This window comes from Rhodoplanes sp. P11, from assembly GCF_964266735.1.
GTDB classification, from domain to species: domain Bacteria; phylum Pseudomonadota; class Alphaproteobacteria; order Rhizobiales; family Xanthobacteraceae; genus Rhodoplanes; species Rhodoplanes serenus.
The window spans coordinates 1,350,240-1,366,007 of record NZ_CAXWGY010000001.1 but is presented as its reverse complement, the minus strand read 5'-3'; the positions used below and the strand labels follow the sequence as shown (position 1 = coordinate 1,366,007).

Sequence of the window (15,768 nt, the reverse complement as noted above, 5' to 3'; positions counted from 1 at the left end):
TTGCCGTGGGATGACGTGTTTCGCTGGGTTCCGGGTTCGCGGCTTCGCCCGCGCCCCGGAACGACGGCGAACTGATCACCCGGTAGCGTCCCTCGCGGACAACGCGACGGCTCTCCGCCCTCCGAATGCAGAACGGCCGGGGCGAGCCCCGGCCGTCGAAACATTGCGATGCTGCGAGTTGCGACCCCGCTACTGAAGTGACAGCGCCACGAAGCGCAGGTCGCCGTCGGCGCTGGAGACAAGCAGGAGCGCCGACTTGCGGTTCTCCTTCTTGAGCTGATCGACGCGCTTCTGCACGTCGCTCGCGCTCGCCACCGGCTCCTGCGACACCTCGACGATGACGTCGCCGGCATTGAGCCGCTTCTCGGCCGCGGCCGACTTCGAGTCGACGCCGGTGATCACTACGCCCTTGACGGTGTCCTTGATCTTGTAGCGCTTGCGCAGATCGTCCGAGAGGTTGGCGAGGTTGAGGCCGAGGGTCTGCTGAACCGCCGACTTGTCCTCCGGGGCGCCGCCGCGGCGCGGGCTCACCGCCGCCTGCTTCTCGCCGTCCTCGAGCCGGCCGAGCTTGACGGTCTTGTTCTCCTCCTTGCCCTTGCGGAGGATCACCACCTCGACGTCCTTGCCGACCGGCGTGTCGGCGACGATGCGCGGCAGGTCGCGCATCTCCTTCACGTCCTTGCCGTCGAAACGGACGATGACGTCGCCGGGCTCGATGCCGGCGGGCTTGGCCGGCCCCTTCTCGTCGACGCCGGCGACCAGGGCGCCCCGCGCCGGCTTGATGTTCAGGTTCTCGGCGATGTCGTCGGTGATCTGCTGGATGCGCACGCCGAGCCAGCCGCGGCGGGTCTCGCCGAACTGGCGGAGCTGGTCGATGATCGGCACCGCGGTCTTGGACGGCACCGCGAAGCCAATGCCGATCGAGCCGCCGGACGGCGAGTAGATCGCCGTGTTGATGCCGACCACCTCGCCGTCGAGATTGAACAGCGGGCCGCCCGAGTTGCCGCGATTGATGGCGGCGTCGGTCTGGATGTAGTTGTCGTACGGGCCGGAGTTGATGTCGCGGTTGCGGGCCGAGACGATGCCGGCCGTGACGGTGCCGCCCAGGCTGTAGGGATTGCCGATCGCCACCACCCACTCGCCGATCCGCAGCTTGTCGGAGTCGCCGAACGTCACCGCCTTGAGCGGCTTGTCGGACTTCACCCGCAGGAGCGCCAGGTCGATCTTCTGGTCGCGGCCGATCACCTCCGCCTTGAGGCGGGAGCCGTCGTTGAAGATCACCGTCACCTCGTCGGCGTCCGAGATGACGTGGTTGTTGGTGACGACGATGCCGGACGGATCGATGACGAAGCCGGAGCCGAGCGAGGAGACCCGGCGTGGGGCGCGCTCGCGCGGCGACTGCTCGCCCTGCTGACCTTGCTGGCCCTGCTGGCCGCGGCGGTTCTTGAAGAACTCCTCGAAGAACTCCTCGAAGGGCGCGCCGGGCGGCAGGTTGGGCACCGCGTTGCCGTGCGCCTCGACGGTCTGCGAGGTCGAGATGTTGACGACCGCATCCATCACCTTCTCGGTGATGTCGGCGATGGCGTCGGGACCGCGCGAGGCGGCGCGGCCATCCCCGACGGCCGGTGGGACGGCCAGAAGGGCCGTCGCGAGCGCAGCCGCCACGAGGGGGCGGGGAACCCGGAGAATGCGTTCGAACGAAAGGCCGGCCATGAGCTGGCGATCTCCTGCGGAGGACGAACGGGGCACGGGACAGCGGGCGTGACGCGGCGCGCCGGCTGCACGGGACAGGCGTCGAGAGCCGAAAGCGCGATTACGAACCGATTGGGGCGGAATGGCGGCTCCGCCGTGGTCGTCCCGACCGAGCCGGTCGTCGTTCAAGATAATAGACGAAGCAGCCAGATCAAGCCGACCCCGAGGGCCGCACCGATCACCCCGACGGTGCGCAGCGTCGGCTCGGGCGTTTCCAGGATCACCATGGCGGCACGCCGGGACGCCGCCGGGAAGGCGGCGAACACCAGCCCTTCGATCACCAGCACGAGGCCGAGCGCGACGAGGAACACGGACATCGAAGAAGCCCTGCGGGCCGGACGGACCAGGAGTCGAGTGCAACGGACCCGGGATCGGGCTCGGCGGACCCGGGGCGAAGTCGGCCCGGACCCACAGGCCGAGTGCCGACATCGGTCCGTAGCAGCCGCCCACCTCCCCGTCGACCCGCAGTACCACCGCGGCGCCCGGGCGCCGCGGTGTCGAGGCTCATCCCGCTTCTGGGCACGCCCGTTCGGGCGTGCCCAGAAGCGGGCCACGCGCGCCCAGGAGGACGCGCCCGCCGCCTCAGCGGGCGGCCGCGGGAGCTGGCGCCGCCGGGGCCGCCGCCTGGGCCGGCGGCCGGCCGCTCGGATTGGCGAAGTACCGGAAGAACTCCGAATCCGGCCGCAGCAGGAAGCGCGTGTCGCTCGGCTTCATGCCGGCCTCGTAGGCCTGCATCGAGCGATAGAAGGTGAAGAAGTCGGGGTCCTTGCCGAAGGCTTCCGCGAAGATGCGGTTACGCTCGGCATCGCCCTCACCGCGGGTCTGCTCGGCCTTGGAGGTCGCCTCCGCCACCAGCACCGTCACCTCGCGGTCGGCGCGGGCGCGGATCTCCTGGCTGCGCTGGCTGCCCTGGGCGCGGAACTCGGCCGCCTCGCGCTGGCGCTCGGTCTGCATGCGCTGGTAGACGGCCTGGCTGTTCTGCTCCGGCAGGTCGGCGCGACGGATGCGGACGTCGACCACGTTGATGCCGAAGGCGTGCGCCTCGCGATCGAGCTGCTCGCGCACCCGCGCCATCATCTGGGTGCGCTCGTCACGCACCACGTTGGTCAGCGTCGATTCGCCGAGCACCCGGCGCAGCGCCGAGTTCAGCAGGGTGGCGAGGCGCGAGTTGGCGCCGTCGACAGAGCCGACCGTCTGATAGAAGCGCAGCGGATCGACGACCTTGTAACGCGCGAAGGCATCGACCACGAGCCGCTTGGAGTCGGAGGCGATCACCTCCTGGGCCGGGTTCTCCAGGTCGAGGATGCGCTTGTCGACATAGATGACATTGTCGATCAGCGGCACCTTGAAGTGCAGTCCCGGCTGGGTGACGATCCGGCGCGGATCGCCGAGGCGGACCACCAGGGCCTGCTGGGTCTGGTAGACGGTGAAGATCGAGGCGTAGCCCAGCACGGCCAGGAGCAGGACGACGACGGCGGCGACGCCGCCAGCGATGCCGGTCTTCATCGGGAGACTCCGGTCTGGGCGCGCGACTGCGGCGCCTGCGGCTGGGCATGGCGACGGCCGAGCTCATCGAGATTGAGATAGGGCACGATGCCGCCCGCCGCGCCGGCGGCGCCGGCCGGGTCGAGGATGATCTTGTCGGTGCCGCCGAACAGCCGCTCCATCGTCTCCAGATAGAGACGCTCGCGGGTGATCTCCGGCGCCTTGCGATACTCCTCGTAGATCTTGCTGAAGCGACCCGCCTGGCCGCGCGCCTCGGCCACCGTCTGCTCGCGATAGGCTTCGGCCGCCTGGGTGACCTGGGCGGCGCGGCCGCGCGCCTCCGGCACCACGCGGTTGGCGTAGGTCTGCGCCTCGTTCTGGGCCCGCTCCAGGTCGGCGCGCGCCGCCTGCACGTCCCGGAACGAGTCGATGACCTGGCTCGGCGGATCGACCTTCTGCATCTGCACCTGGGTGATCTGGATGCCGGCGCCGTAGGTGTCGAGCGTCTTCTGCATCAGGTCGTGCACGGCGGTCTCGATGGTCTGGCGGGCGCCGGTGAGGATCGGCTGCACGTCGGAGCGGCCGACCACCTCGCGCATGGCGCTCTCCGCCACCGCCTTCACGGTGCCCTCGGGATTCTGGATGTTGAACAGATACTGGCTGGCGCCGCCCGCCGGCTTGATCACCCAGAACACCGAGAAGTCGACGTCGACGATGTTCTCGTCGCCGGTGAGCATCAGGCTCTCCTCCGGCACGTCGCGCATGGTGGTGCTGGTGGTGCCGCGGCGCAGGTCCTCGACCAGGCGCATGCCGATGTCGATACGGTTGACGCGCGTGACCTTGGGGGTCAGCACGGTCTCGATCGGGTAAGGCAGGTGATAGTTCAGGCCGGGCGTGGCATCGCGGGTGTACTTGCCGAAACGCAGCACCACGCCGAGCTCGTCGGGCTCGACCCGATAGAAGCCGGACAGTCCCCACAACGCCACCGCGACCGCTACCAGAACGGCAATCCCCTTGCCGCCGAGGCTGCCGCCCGGCAGCACACGGCGAAGCCTGTCCTGGCTGCGGCGCAAGAGCTCTTCGAGATCGGGAGGCGTCGGTCCGGTCGATTGTGGACCCGATCCCCACGGTCCCTTCGGACCCGTCCCCCATGGGCCGCCGCCCTGATTGCTCCACGGCATTCGGTGCTGCCTTTCTGTCCGATCAATCCGCCCGGGACGAGCGCCCGCCGCATCGCCTGCGCGGCTTCGGTCCCCGGGGTTCACCGCCGGCCCGCCACCCCCTCCGGGGGTGCCCGGCCGGGGCGTTTCGCTAAGATGTGCCTTCGGTTATAGGAAACCAACCCCCGTTTCAACGCACCCCGCCGCGTCGGTCGGACGCAGCGGCGGTGTCGGCCCGCTCGTATCGGCAGATGGTGAACGGAGCGTCGTCGTCGGGGCCGGGTGTACCGGGCGCGCGCTCGACCTCCCGCCACACCGCCGGATCGATCGGCGGAAAGCCGACATCGCCGGCCGGCGCGGCATGCACCCGGGTGATCACCAGGCGGTCGGCGAACGGCATCGCCTCGGCATAGAGCATTCCGCCGCCCGCCAGCATGACGGCGTCGACGCCGCGCCGCCGCGCGTCCGCACCCGCCACCGCGAGCGCCGCCGCGAGATCCGGGACCGCCACCACGCCGGGTGCCACGAAGCCGCGATCGCGCGTCACCACCACGGTGGTGCGGCCCGGCAGAGGCCGGCCGATCGACGCGAAGGTCTTGCGGCCCATCACCACCGGATGCCCCAGGGTGAGCGCACGGAAGTGGCGCAGGTCGGAGCGCAGCCGCCACGGCAAGGCACCGTCGCGGCCGATGACGCCGTTGTCGGCGACCGCGGCGACCACCACCAGGTGTGGCCGCGCCAGGGAGGTAGGCCGCTCCGCCCTCATTACGCGCCATTAATCCAATCTGACACGCCAAGGTTGCGTGTCGGGCATGCTGTGATCATGATGCTCCTCGGTGACGGCGGCGGTGAGGGCTCATCGGTGCGGCGGCGGGGCTATGGTTCGGGCGGACGGCTCGCCGTCGCGCTGATGACGGTCGGATGGATGGCCGCCGGGAGTATGGTGGCCGCGTCGGTGTCGGCCGCGTCGGTGTCGGCCGCGCCGGCGCCGGCCGCGCCGGAGCAGCCGGCCGCGATGGCGACGCCCCAGGATGGCGACGCGGAGCGGAGCGTCAAGGCGAAATTCGCCATGATGGCGGCCTGCCTGGCGGCGGGCGACGAGGTCGTGATGGCGCCGGCCCCGACCTGCGTGCCGCAACGCACCGGGGCCGCCATCGCCGAGAAGGCCGGCATGCCGCTCGGCGAACGCGACTGGGACAAGATCTGCGCCACCGGCCACGACGCCGATGCCGATCCCCGCCGGCTCGGCCGCGATGCCGTCAAGCGCCTGGCGCGGGACGTCGGAACGAGGTCGAGCGGCATCCGCATCGTCGGCGCCTTGTTCTGCGACGGCCTCGATCTCGCCGACCTCGACCTGCCGGCCACGCTGATGCTCGACCGCTCGGTGTTCGAGGGGCCTGTCGATGCCCGCAACCTCCGTCTCGCCGGAGATCTCGGCCTCGAGCACGTCGTCGTGTTCGACACCGTGCGGCTCGCGCACGCGCGCATCGAGGGCTCGGTCCGGGCGGGCGGAAGCTTCGTGCGGCGGTTGCGCGTGCACGACACCCAGGTCGCCGGCTCCTGGCAGCAGAAGGCCGCGGTCGTGCTGCTCGACGCCGATCTGGTGCGGCTCGCGGTGGCGGGCGACCTGAGCCTGGCGCACTCCGCCTTCACCCGCCTGAGCGTGCAGGCGAGCCGGATCGACGGCACCCTCTCGCTCGACGACAGCGAGGCGCGCTGCGCCTATCGGGTCGACGGCAGCACGATCGGCGCGGTGAGCGCCCGCAACGCCGGCTTCGGCCGGATTGTCGCGGTGGGGGTCGGGGCCGGCGCGGTGCGCTACGCCTGGTGGCGACGCGCCGTGGCCGGCCGACCGACGAGCCACACGCAGACGCTGTTCCGGAGCGCCGATATCGCGGCCGAAGTCGAGGCGGAGCGGCGGCGGATCGCCCATCCGGAATGGCCGCCCGAGACCGGCACCGGCCTGCGCGGCTGCCCGGGGGGTGAGGAGGCCGGCGACATCGCTCCCGAGCGAAGCGGCGGCATGGCCGGCATCCCGATGAGCCCCCACCTCGCATTCTCGGTGCTGGACAGCGAGGTGCGGTCGGCGTTCTGCCTCGCCGGTTTCGCCTGGGCGAGCGCCGGTCACGACGAGCTTCCCGAACCCGGCCACCCGGCCACCGTCCTGGCCCTGGACGGCACGCGGGTCGGCGGCGATCTGGTGATCGATCTCTGGGGCGGTCGCCAGTCTGCCGTCGCGGCGCTGCGGGCCCCGCACCCCGAGTTCGCCCGCGTCGCGGCCCTGCACCGGCTGGAGGCCGTGGGGCTCACGGCGGGCGCCGCGATCTACAACTTCGCCGACCACGACAAGCCCTATGTGACCTATCTGGAGGGGCTGCGCTTCGCCCGCGTCCACCAGGCGCCGCCAGGCTGCGGCGTCGACCATGGCGGCCGGATCGGCAGGGCCGCGACACAGCCCCGCGTTGAGGCCGTGCTGAACTGGCTCGGCAAGAACACGGCGCCGTCGGCGCAGCCGTTCCTGGCTTTCGCCGAGGCATTCGAGGCTGCCGGCGTCGACGCGGCGGCGCTGCATATCCGCCGGCGGACGCTCGCGCTGTGCGAGCGGGTGGTCCGCTGGGTGCCGCCGGCGACCGCCTATTGCCCGAGCCTGCCCGCCTTGGCCGTGCCGGCGGGACCGGCTAGGCCGGCGGGGCCGGCCGTGGCGGCGGCGGAGCCGACCGGCTGGATCGGGGCGACCGGCTCGGTCGGCGCGCTCCCTCTGGTCGCCGGCCTGCCGTCGGGCTCGGGCAGCGAGGCGACCGGCCTGTCGGACCTCGTCGGCACCGGCTTCGGCGTGATGCTGTGGGGGCTCGCCGACCACGGGCTGCGGCCCAGCAAGGTGGTGTGGTGGGCGCTCGGCACGCTGGCGGGGTTCTGGCTGCTGCTGCGCTTCGGCTTCGGCGTGGTCGGCTTCGTCCCGGCCGGCGCACGAGACAGGGAGGGCCCGCTCGGCCTGCGGCCGCTCGGTCCGCTGTTCCTGCTCGATCACCTCATCCCGTTTCTCAGGATTCGCGACGAGCACCATGCCATCGCACGGTTTTACCGGACCGCGGGGCCGGCGGGTTCGGGCTCCGCCATCCCCGGTGCTGCCGCAACGGCCACCGCGGCGAGCCAGGACCAGGACCCCGCCCAGCACGCCGACCGGGACCCCGCCCAGGACCTCACCCGAGCTCCTTCCGGGCGTCCGGAGCAGGCCCGCCTGCGGCGTCGCACGCTGCTGGTGCGCCCGGTCGACGACGCCGAACGGGCCCGCATCGATCACGCCTTGGCGCTGCTGCGGGTGATCGGGATCGTGCTGACGATCGTCGTCGTCCTCGCCGTCATCCCTGTGCCGACGCGCTGACGGCCGGCACGGCGGCCGCGCCGCGGCAGGCGCGGCCGAGCCGGAGCGACGTAGGCTGATCACCTGGAAGCAGAACCAGTCGCGGAAAAGTCATCCAGGCGAGCGCGCCGATGTCGTATCAGGCGGGAGTGGGCGGCTCGCCCACAGCATCGTCCGGCGAAGTGGAGGCCGGTTCGCCGTCGAAAAGGCGTTCAGGCAAGGACTTCCGGAGCGGGCCTCGATCCAGTTGGATCGAATTCCGCTCCAGCTCGCAGGCCCGGTGACCCGGGCGGTATCGGTGGTGCGTGCTTTGCATGCTAAGCCGTCACGACAAGGCAATGCCCCGTTCCGGGGCAGCCCGGGCACATCGGGCCCCGATGGAGCGCGTCGACGGCATGACCATCCGTGTCGCAAGTCCCCCGGTGTCCCGGTTCGAGACAGTGCCGGCACCCTGTCCGTCGCGCCCGCGGCGCCCCCTCGCCCACTTGCCGGCGCTCGACGGGCTGCGCGCCATCGCGGTCCTGCTGGTGTTCTGGGTCCACTTCCCGTTCGTCGCCGACTCGGCGCTGGGCAAGGCGGTCTGGTCCCTGGGCCAGACCATGCGGGCCGGCTATCTCGGGGTCGACCTCTTCTTCGTGCTCAGCGGCTTCCTGATCACCCGCATCCTGCTCGACGAGCGCGAGCGGACCGGGACGGTATCGCTGCGCGTCTTCTACATCCGTCGCGCTTTGCGCATCTTCCCGATCTACTACCTCTGTGTGGCGCTCTATGCCCTCACCTTCCCGTTCGACGGATCGGCTCTGGCGAGCCTGCTGACCTACACGGTCAACTACTATCACCCGTTCCACCCGACCCCGAACGCCATGGAGCACGCCTGGTCGCTGGCCGTGGAGGAGCAGTTCTACCTGGTCTGGCCCGCGCTGGTGATGCTGGTGCCGATCGCTCGCGGCCGCCGAATGTGCGGGATCGTGATCCCGGCCGCCGCGATGGCCGCCGCGCTCCTGATCGCCCTCACGGTCGAGAGCGCCATCGCCGGCAACCTGATCTACATGGCGAGCGCGACGCGGATGATGTCGCTGTCGCTCGGCGCCGCCCTCGCCTATCGCGAGATCACCGCGGCCCCGATGCCGGCCTGGCAGCCTTACGCGATGCTGCTCGGCGGCGTCTTCCTGCTCGGGCTCGACCACACCGCCCGGGCGGTCGGGCTCATCTCGCCGGGCGGTTGGTACTGGACCATTGCGCTGCTCGGCTACGCGCTGATCAGCGCCGGGGCCGTGTCGCTGCTGGTGACGGCGGGCGACCGGCTCGCGCGGGCCGCGCGGGCGGTGCTGGCGACGGCGCCGCTGCGCTATGTCGGCCGGATCTCCTACGGCCTCTATCTCTATCACTATCTGCTGCTGTTCCTGCTCGGGCTGGCGCCCTACCAGATGGCCACCAGTGGCGCATCGCTCGCCCAGGTCGGGGTGGCACTCGCCGTGGTGGTCGGCACCGCCGTGATCTCGTATCACGTCATCGAGGCGCCGCTGCTGCGCCTGAAGGACCGTTTCGGCCCGCGCAACGCACCGCCGCCATCCTATGTGGACTGAGCCTCGCCGCCGCGGCCGTCACACCGCGATGGGGGCCTTGATGGCCGGGTGGGGGTCGTAGCCTTCGACCGCGATGTGCTCGAACCGGAAGGCGAACAGATCGGTCACCGCCGGATCGAGCCGCAGCCGTGGCAGCGGCCGTGGCGTGCGCGAGAGCTGGAGCCGGGCCTGCTCCAGGTGATTCAGGTAGAGGTGAGCATCCCCGAAGGTGTGCACGAAGTGGCCCGGCTTCAGCCCGGTCACCTGCGCCACCATGCAGGTGAGCAGCGCATAGGAGGCGATGTTGAACGGGACGCCGAGGAACACGTCGGCGGAGCGCTGGTAGAGCTGGCAGGACAGCCGGCCGTCCGCGACATAGAACTGGAACAGGCAGTGGCAGGGGGCGAGCGCCATTTTCGGCAGATCGGCGGGGTTCCAGGCGGTGACGACGATGCGGCGGGACTCGGGATCGCGGCGGATCAGGTCGAGCGCCTGGACGATCTGGTCGATGGTACCGCCGTCGGGCGCCGCCCACGAGCGCCATTGCGCGCCGTAGACCGGGCCGAGGTCGCCGTTCGGATCGGCCCATTCGTCCCAGATGGTGACGCCGTGCTGGTTCAGGTACGCCACGTTGGTGTCGCCGGCCAGGAACCACAACAACTCGTGGACGATCGACTTCAGATGCAACTTCTTGGTGGTGACGAGCGGGAAGCCGGCGGCGAGATCGAAACGCATCTGATGGCCGAACACCGACAGGGTGCCGGTGCCGGTACGGTCGCGCTTCTCCACGCCTTCGGCGAGGATTCGGTCGAGGAGATCGAGGTATTGCCGCATGCTCGGGGCCGATTGACGTGCGCGGCCGGTGGCCGGCGACTCGGAGAGCCCGCACAGTAACGCCGGCCTTCCATCCGCGAAACTACGGCTGTGGATGACGTTGCGGCCCGCGCGCCGCAATCGCGAACCGGATAAGGATGGGGCGAGACCGCGGCTGCTCCAACCAGCACGAGCCCGTCGCCGCGGGGTGCAGCCGACCGAGGCGCCCGTGCAGCGGAGGACCCACATCATGCGAGCGACGGGACCCGCACCCACCGGCCGCTCACCGACGGGACGCACGCCAATGGAACGCACGCCGACGGAACGTCCGCCGGTGGACCGCGCCCCACAGTATCGGCTGTCGGTCGTCCTCGCGGCGGCGCTCGGCGTCCTGTCGATCGTCCTCGTCGAGCTGCGGGTCGCCGGCCGCCTGCCGGAGGATGTCGACGCCGTGCTGGGCTACACGATCTTCGCCGGCAATCTCGTGCTCGCCGTCGCCGGCCTGCGGACGCCCTACCGGCCGTGGTGGCTCGCCTATCTGGTGGCGAGCCTGCTGTTCATGCTGCTGATCGGGGCGGCGACGCCGATCGACGGGCTGTGGCTGCTGTCGTACCTGCTCTGGCAACGCTGAAGGCCGGCCCTTTGGGGACCGGCCTTCCGCACGACGTCAGGATCGAGCCGCTCGCGACGGGCTCAGTTGCCCGGGCCGGCCGTCTTGATCACCTTGCTCCAGCGCTCGACCTCGCTCTTCACGAGGGCGGCAAGCGCCTTCTGGCCGCGGCGATCACCCTCCGGCAGGTCGCTGCCGAGATCGAGGAGACGCTTGCGGGTGGTCTCGTCGTCCAGCGCCTTGTCGAGCGCGGCGGTGAGCTTGTCGACGATCGGCTGCGGCGTGCCCTTGGGGGCGAACACGGCGTTCCAGGCCGACACCGAGTACTCCGGCAGGCCGGCTTCCTTGGTGGTCGGCACGTCCGGCAGCGCCGGGTTGCGGTTGGCGGTGGCGATCGCATACGCCTTGATGGAGCCGCCCTGCACCTGCGACACCACGTTGACGATCTGGTCGCACATGTAGTCGACCTGGCCGCCGACCAGCGCGTTCATGGCCGGGCCGGTGCCGTTATAGGGCACCGCCGTCGGCTTCACGTCGAGGATCGAGTTGAGCAGCAGGCAGGTGGTGTAGGACACCGAGCCGACGCCGGCATGCGCCATGTTGAGCGTTCCGGCGTTCTGCTTCACATGCGCGGTGAACGCGGACAGGTCCTTGGCCGGATAGTCCTTCTTGGCCAGGATCAGGATCGGCGTGCCGGCCGCCAGGCCGACCGGCTCGAAGTCGGCCGCCGGATCATAGGCGAGGTTCGGATAGAGCGGCACGGCCGCCGCGTGGGTGCCCATGTGGCCCATCACGATGGTGTAGCCGTCGTTGGCGGCGCGCTTCGCCCGCGTCGCCCCGGTGGTGCCGCCGGCGCCGACCACGTTCTCGACGATGATCTGCTGGCCGAGCGTCTTCGACATGTGATCGCCGACGATGCGGGCCACGACGTCGGTCGGCCCGCCCGCCGCGAACGGCACGATCATGGTGATGGGGCGGACCGGGTAGCCATTGGGGGCTTGCGCGACGGCCGGGCCGGCCACCGCGAGCAGGCAGCCCGCCGCGAGCAGGGTCGTGATCCGGGTACGAACGGACATTGATTGACTCCTTGTTGCGTTCCTCTGGACGAAGCGTAGCAACGAATTCGAGAGCAAGGTAGCATCGACCGCCAGAGCGTGCGGCGATGCGGGGCAAGGCGCGAGATGCAGTGCGGTCGGGAAATGATGCGGCCGTGACAGCCGTCTGGGTTCTCTAGGTAGAGACTCGTAGGCGCCGCAGCCCATGCGGCAGGCTGTCGCAGGCCGGAGAAGCCCGCTCCCTCGTCGCGTTTCGCGTGCAGACGCCAGCCCCCGGCGGTGGCGCTTCTGCACCACCTTGATACCTCCTCGCGGTCACGGCGACCTGCGGCTAGAGCATCGTCCGGAGAAGTGGGACCCGGTTCGCCGTCGAGCGGGGCCGATCCAGGTGGATCGGATACCGCTCTAGGTGCCAGTGGACCCGGATCGCCTCGGCTACGAAAAAAGCGCCGCGGCAAGCCGCGGCGCTTCGATGCGATCCGGATCGATCCGGCGACGTCACTCCTCGACGAACACCTGCTCGCGCTTGCTGCGGATCATCGGCAAGAGAGCGATGACCAGGAGCAGGGTCGCCAGGGCGAGCAGGCCGGCCGAGATCGGCCGGGTCAGGAAGGTGGTCGGATCGCCGCGGGCGATCAGCATGGCGCGGCGGAGGTTCTCCTCCATCAGCGGGCCGAGCACGAAGCCGAGCAGCATCGGGGCCGGCTCGAAGTCGTGCTTGGCGAGCCAGTAGCCGACCAAGCCGAAGGTCGCGGTGATCAGCACGTCGAACGGCGAGTTGTTGATCGAGTACACGCCGATGCAGCAGAAGATCATGATGGCCGGATAGAGCAGCCGGTACGGCACCCGCAGAAGCCGCACCCAAACCCCCACCAGCGGCAGGTTGATGACCACCAGCATGGCATTGCCGAGCCACATGGAGGCGATCATGCCCCAGAACAGTTCGGGCTGCTTGGTCATCACCTGCGGGCCGGGGACGATGCCGTGGATCGTCATGGCGCCGACCATCAGGGCCATCACGGCGTTCGGCGGGATGCCGAGGGTCAGGAGCGGGATGAACGAGGTCTGCGCCGCCGCATTGTTGGCGCTCTCCGGCGCCGCCACGCCCTCGATGGCGCCGCGCCCGAAGCGCGACGGGTCCTTGGCCACCTTCTTCTCGAACGTGTAAGCCGCGAACGCCGCGATCACCGCACCGCCGCCCGGCAGGATGCCGAGGATGGAGCCGAGCAGCGTGCCGCGGCCGATCGCCGGGGCGCACGCCTTGAGGTCGGCCCAGGTCGGCATCAGGCCGGTGAGCTTGGCCTTGACGACGTCGCGCGACGAGGTGTGCTCCAGGTTGCGCATGATCTCGGCGAAGCCGAACACGCCCATGGCGACGGTGACGAAGCCGATGCCGTCCGCCATCTCGGGGATGTCGAACGACATGCGCGACTGACCTGTTTCGATGTCCGATCCGATCATCGACAGCATCAGGCCGAGCAGGATCATGGTCAGCGCCTTGACGACGGAGCCCTTGGCGAGCACCACCGCGAAGATCAGGCCGAGCACCATCAGCGAGAAGTACTCGGCCGGGCCGAACAGCAGCGCCACCGAGGTGAGCGGCGCGCCGAGCGCCGCCACCAGCACGGTGGCGACGCAGCCGGCAAAGAACGAGCCGATCGCCGCGATGGCAAGCGCCGGGCCGGCGCGGCCCTGGAGCGCCATCTGGTGGCCGTCGAGCGTGGTCACCACCGAGGCCGCCTCGCCCGGAATGTTGACCAGGATCGAGGTGGTCGAGCCGCCATATTGCGAGCCGTAGTAGATGCCGGCCAGCATGATCAGGGCGCCGACCGGCGGCAACCCGAAGGTGATCGGCAGCAGCATCGCGATGGTGGCGAGAGGGCCGACACCGGGCAGCACGCCGATCAGCGTGCCGACCAGCGTGCCGAGCATGCAGAAGCCGAGATTGGCGGGCGAGAACGCCACGCCGAAGCCGAGTGCGAGATTCGCGAGCAGATCCGTCATGACTGGGATACTCTCGGTCGGGGGAGCGCGCGCGCTCTCAGCGGAAGTTCAGGAAGGTCGAGAACGACAGCGTCGGCGACGGCCAGAGCTGTAGCGGCAAGCTGAGTGCGATGGGGAAGACGAGCACGCAGAACGCGGTCAGCACCGCCGCCCAGATCAGCGTTTCGACCCAGCGCATCTCGGAGCTGCCCAGCGCCACGGTCACGATGCTGAGATAGCTCGCGATGATCAGCCCGAACTGACGGATGGTGACGGCGAACAGAAGGGTGCCGAGCGTGATGAACAGCGGCCCGCGCCAGGCGTAGCGTTCGAGCCCGGGCCCCTGGGAGAACATGCCGACGATCATCACGATCAGGCTGAGGGCGGCCAGCACGGACGCGAAGATTCGGGGTCCGGTGCCGGGACCGAACGCAAAGCCCCGCATGCCCGGAAGGTCGCTCCCCGCCCACAGCATGAACAGCGCGAGGCCGAACAGCACGAGGCCGCCATAGTAGTCGCGCGGGTCGCGCACCGGCCACCGCAACGCCAGGAGCGCGGCCGCGAAAACCAGGAGGGCGATGCCGGCGGCCAGCAGGACGTTGGCGATGGTCGAGCCGGGCGGCAAGACCCGGAAATAGCCCGCGATCGAGAGCAAGCCGATGATCGTCGGCGCCAACACGGACATGACCGTGCGTCGGCCTTGGGGAGCGCCCTGCGACGCCTGTACGCCCTCGGACATCAAGATGCCCCTCCCTTGTACTGCTGGAAACCGACACTCACGGACGTGAGCCGAAGACCGGAATTTCGACGTTCTCCCTACCATAAGGTCGCAGCGCGCAGGAAGCACACGATGGCTGCTTTGTGAATTGCTGCTGCGCGAGTGCCGAGCGCGCGATCGACGATGCTGGACCACGCTCGCCTGTCCGGGTCGTTGAAACGGCGCTCCCGTGTGCGCCGCACTCTACTGGCAGAGCGGCTTCCGGTACCTCCGCGGGCAACGCCGTCGCAACCGGCTGCGCCTGCGACAGAGTGGCGGAGAGCCCGGCGAGCGCGTCGGCCGCATGGCTGGGCAGGCGGCCCCGCATGCAGGCTCTTCGGCAATGCAGCACGCGAATGATCACGTTCGGCCGCGGGGCGGTGGCGCGACGATGCGCAACCGCCCGTCGCATCCTCGGACCGCGCACTCGTCGATGTGAGGACGTGCGTCGCCGTCGCGGCGTCGATCGTCTGCCCGCCTGTGAGAAGACGACGCGCGCGCGGAGCATTCGATTCGGAGTCCCGCGGCGATCGCCGACGAGATCGCCGGCTCGTATCGTTAGGCGAGATCGATCGATGATGCGCCGTGCGAGGGATGCCATCTCTGGTGGAGTCCGCGATGCCGACTGCGCCGGTGACCAACGCTTCCGCCGCGACACCGACAGCCCCTTCCGCGACGCGCCGGTTGCTCCTATATTGGCTCTGCCGGCTTGCCGGCTATGGCGATAAATGGCCGTCGTAATAAACCTTTCGGACCCGGGGGCGGTACCCGGCGCCTCCACCCGAGCCCAGACATGGCGCGTCAGCGTCTCGCGGCTGGGCTCCGGCGGGGGCGAAATAGGATCGACGAGGGCGTAAAGGACGCGCTTTTGCCCGGCATGGTTCCGCCGTTATCGGGCCACTGCAATAGTTGCCAACGACAACTATGCTCCGGTTGCTCAGGCCGCGTAAGCGGTTTGAAAAACCGACTCTCAAGTCCTGACGGGTAGCACCGGCAGGCGGGGTTCGGAGGCACCTGGCAACAGAAGCCTCCACTCGTTTTCGGGACCGCGCAGCGGCGATGCCTTGCCCGGTTGTCCGACTGAGGTTAGACGGCCGGCCATCGTGTGCCGATGCCGCCCCGGCGTTGGGATCGAGCGCCGGCTCGCGCGCGTTGCGAGCGCCCGGCTGGTCCGAGCGTCGACTGGTGCGAGCGCCGGCTCGTATGAGCGCGGCCACCGTCGCGTCG

At 70.0% G+C, this 15,768-nt stretch carries 12 protein-coding genes and 1 other RNA gene; 4 read left to right on the top strand and 9 right to left on the bottom strand.

The features are described 5' to 3' along the window. Positions 1 to 189 precede the first annotated feature (189 nt). From ACFQUV_RS06005 to ACFQUV_RS05985, 5 genes are all read right to left on the bottom strand, one after another. Positions 190 to 1,713 carry a Do family serine endopeptidase gene (locus ACFQUV_RS06005; protein WP_129609877.1) on the bottom strand — a complete coding sequence of 508 codons (1,524 nt, stop codon included), beginning with the start codon at positions 1,711 to 1,713 and terminating at the stop codon, positions 190 to 192. Between the two features lie 164 nt (positions 1,714 to 1,877). After that, complete coding sequence (locus ACFQUV_RS06000) at positions 1,878 to 2,069, bottom strand: DUF2065 domain-containing protein (protein WP_111386873.1); 192 nt, start codon at positions 2,067 to 2,069, stop codon at positions 1,878 to 1,880. Between the two features lie 265 nt (positions 2,070 to 2,334). Continuing rightward, entirely contained in the window at positions 2,335 to 3,258 is a 924-nt protein-coding gene (gene hflC / locus ACFQUV_RS05995; protein ID WP_129609879.1) for a protease modulator HflC, read from the bottom strand. Then, the gene (hflK, locus tag ACFQUV_RS05990; protein WP_129609881.1) at positions 3,255 to 4,418 is read right to left on the bottom strand and encodes an FtsH protease activity modulator HflK; all 1,164 of its coding nucleotides are present in this window, start codon (positions 4,416 to 4,418) and stop codon (positions 3,255 to 3,257) included. Before hflK ends, hflC begins: the two co-directional genes overlap by 4 nt. A 169-nt stretch (positions 4,419 to 4,587) precedes the next feature. Continuing rightward, positions 4,588 to 5,121, bottom strand: coding sequence for a dihydrofolate reductase (locus ACFQUV_RS05985; RefSeq protein ID WP_244601638.1), 534 nt, complete (start codon positions 5,119 to 5,121; stop codon positions 4,588 to 4,590). A gap of 201 nt (positions 5,122 to 5,322) precedes the next feature. Here ACFQUV_RS05985 and ACFQUV_RS05980 point away from each other — a divergent pair, with 201 nt between their 5' ends. Continuing rightward, complete coding sequence (locus ACFQUV_RS05980; RefSeq protein WP_165364022.1) at positions 5,323 to 7,779, top strand: hypothetical protein; 2,457 nt, start codon at positions 5,323 to 5,325, stop codon at positions 7,777 to 7,779. Positions 7,780 to 8,153: 374 nt separating this feature from the next. Further along, complete coding sequence (locus tag ACFQUV_RS05975) at positions 8,154 to 9,344, top strand: acyltransferase (RefSeq protein WP_165364024.1); 1,191 nt, start codon at positions 8,154 to 8,156, stop codon at positions 9,342 to 9,344. Between the two features lie 18 nt (positions 9,345 to 9,362). On the opposite strand, the gene ACFQUV_RS05970 is transcribed toward ACFQUV_RS05975, so the two are convergent. Continuing rightward, positions 9,363 to 10,157 (bottom strand): thymidylate synthase, encoded by a 795-nt coding sequence (locus ACFQUV_RS05970; protein ID WP_129609887.1) that lies wholly within the window; start codon positions 10,155 to 10,157, stop codon positions 9,363 to 9,365. A gap of 313 nt (positions 10,158 to 10,470) precedes the next feature. Here ACFQUV_RS05970 and ACFQUV_RS05965 point away from each other — a divergent pair, with 313 nt between their 5' ends. Then, a complete protein-coding gene (locus tag ACFQUV_RS05965; RefSeq protein ID WP_129609888.1) occupies positions 10,471 to 10,767 on the top strand; it encodes a hypothetical protein in 297 nt (98 codons plus the stop codon). Between the two features lie 62 nt (positions 10,768 to 10,829). On the opposite strand, the gene ACFQUV_RS05960 is transcribed toward ACFQUV_RS05965, so the two are convergent. From ACFQUV_RS05960 to ACFQUV_RS05950, 3 genes are all read right to left on the bottom strand, one after another. Next, positions 10,830 to 11,822 carry a tripartite tricarboxylate transporter substrate-binding protein gene (locus tag ACFQUV_RS05960; protein WP_111388146.1) on the bottom strand — a complete coding sequence of 331 codons (993 nt, stop codon included), beginning with the start codon at positions 11,820 to 11,822 and terminating at the stop codon, positions 10,830 to 10,832. Between the two features lie 477 nt (positions 11,823 to 12,299). Further along, positions 12,300 to 13,805, bottom strand: a complete 1,506-nt coding sequence (locus ACFQUV_RS05955; protein ID WP_129609890.1) for a tripartite tricarboxylate transporter permease — start codon at positions 13,803 to 13,805, stop codon at positions 12,300 to 12,302. Positions 13,806 to 13,842: 37 nt separating this feature from the next. After that, positions 13,843 to 14,523, bottom strand: coding sequence for a tripartite tricarboxylate transporter TctB family protein (locus tag ACFQUV_RS05950; RefSeq protein ID WP_244601640.1), 681 nt, complete (start codon positions 14,521 to 14,523; stop codon positions 13,843 to 13,845). A 682-nt stretch (positions 14,524 to 15,205) separates the two neighbouring features. On the opposite strand from ACFQUV_RS05950, the gene ssrA reads away from it, so the two are divergent. Further along, positions 15,206 to 15,576, top strand: a transfer-messenger RNA (tmRNA) gene (ssrA, locus tag ACFQUV_RS05945). The last annotated feature ends 192 nt before the right edge of the window (positions 15,577 to 15,768 follow it).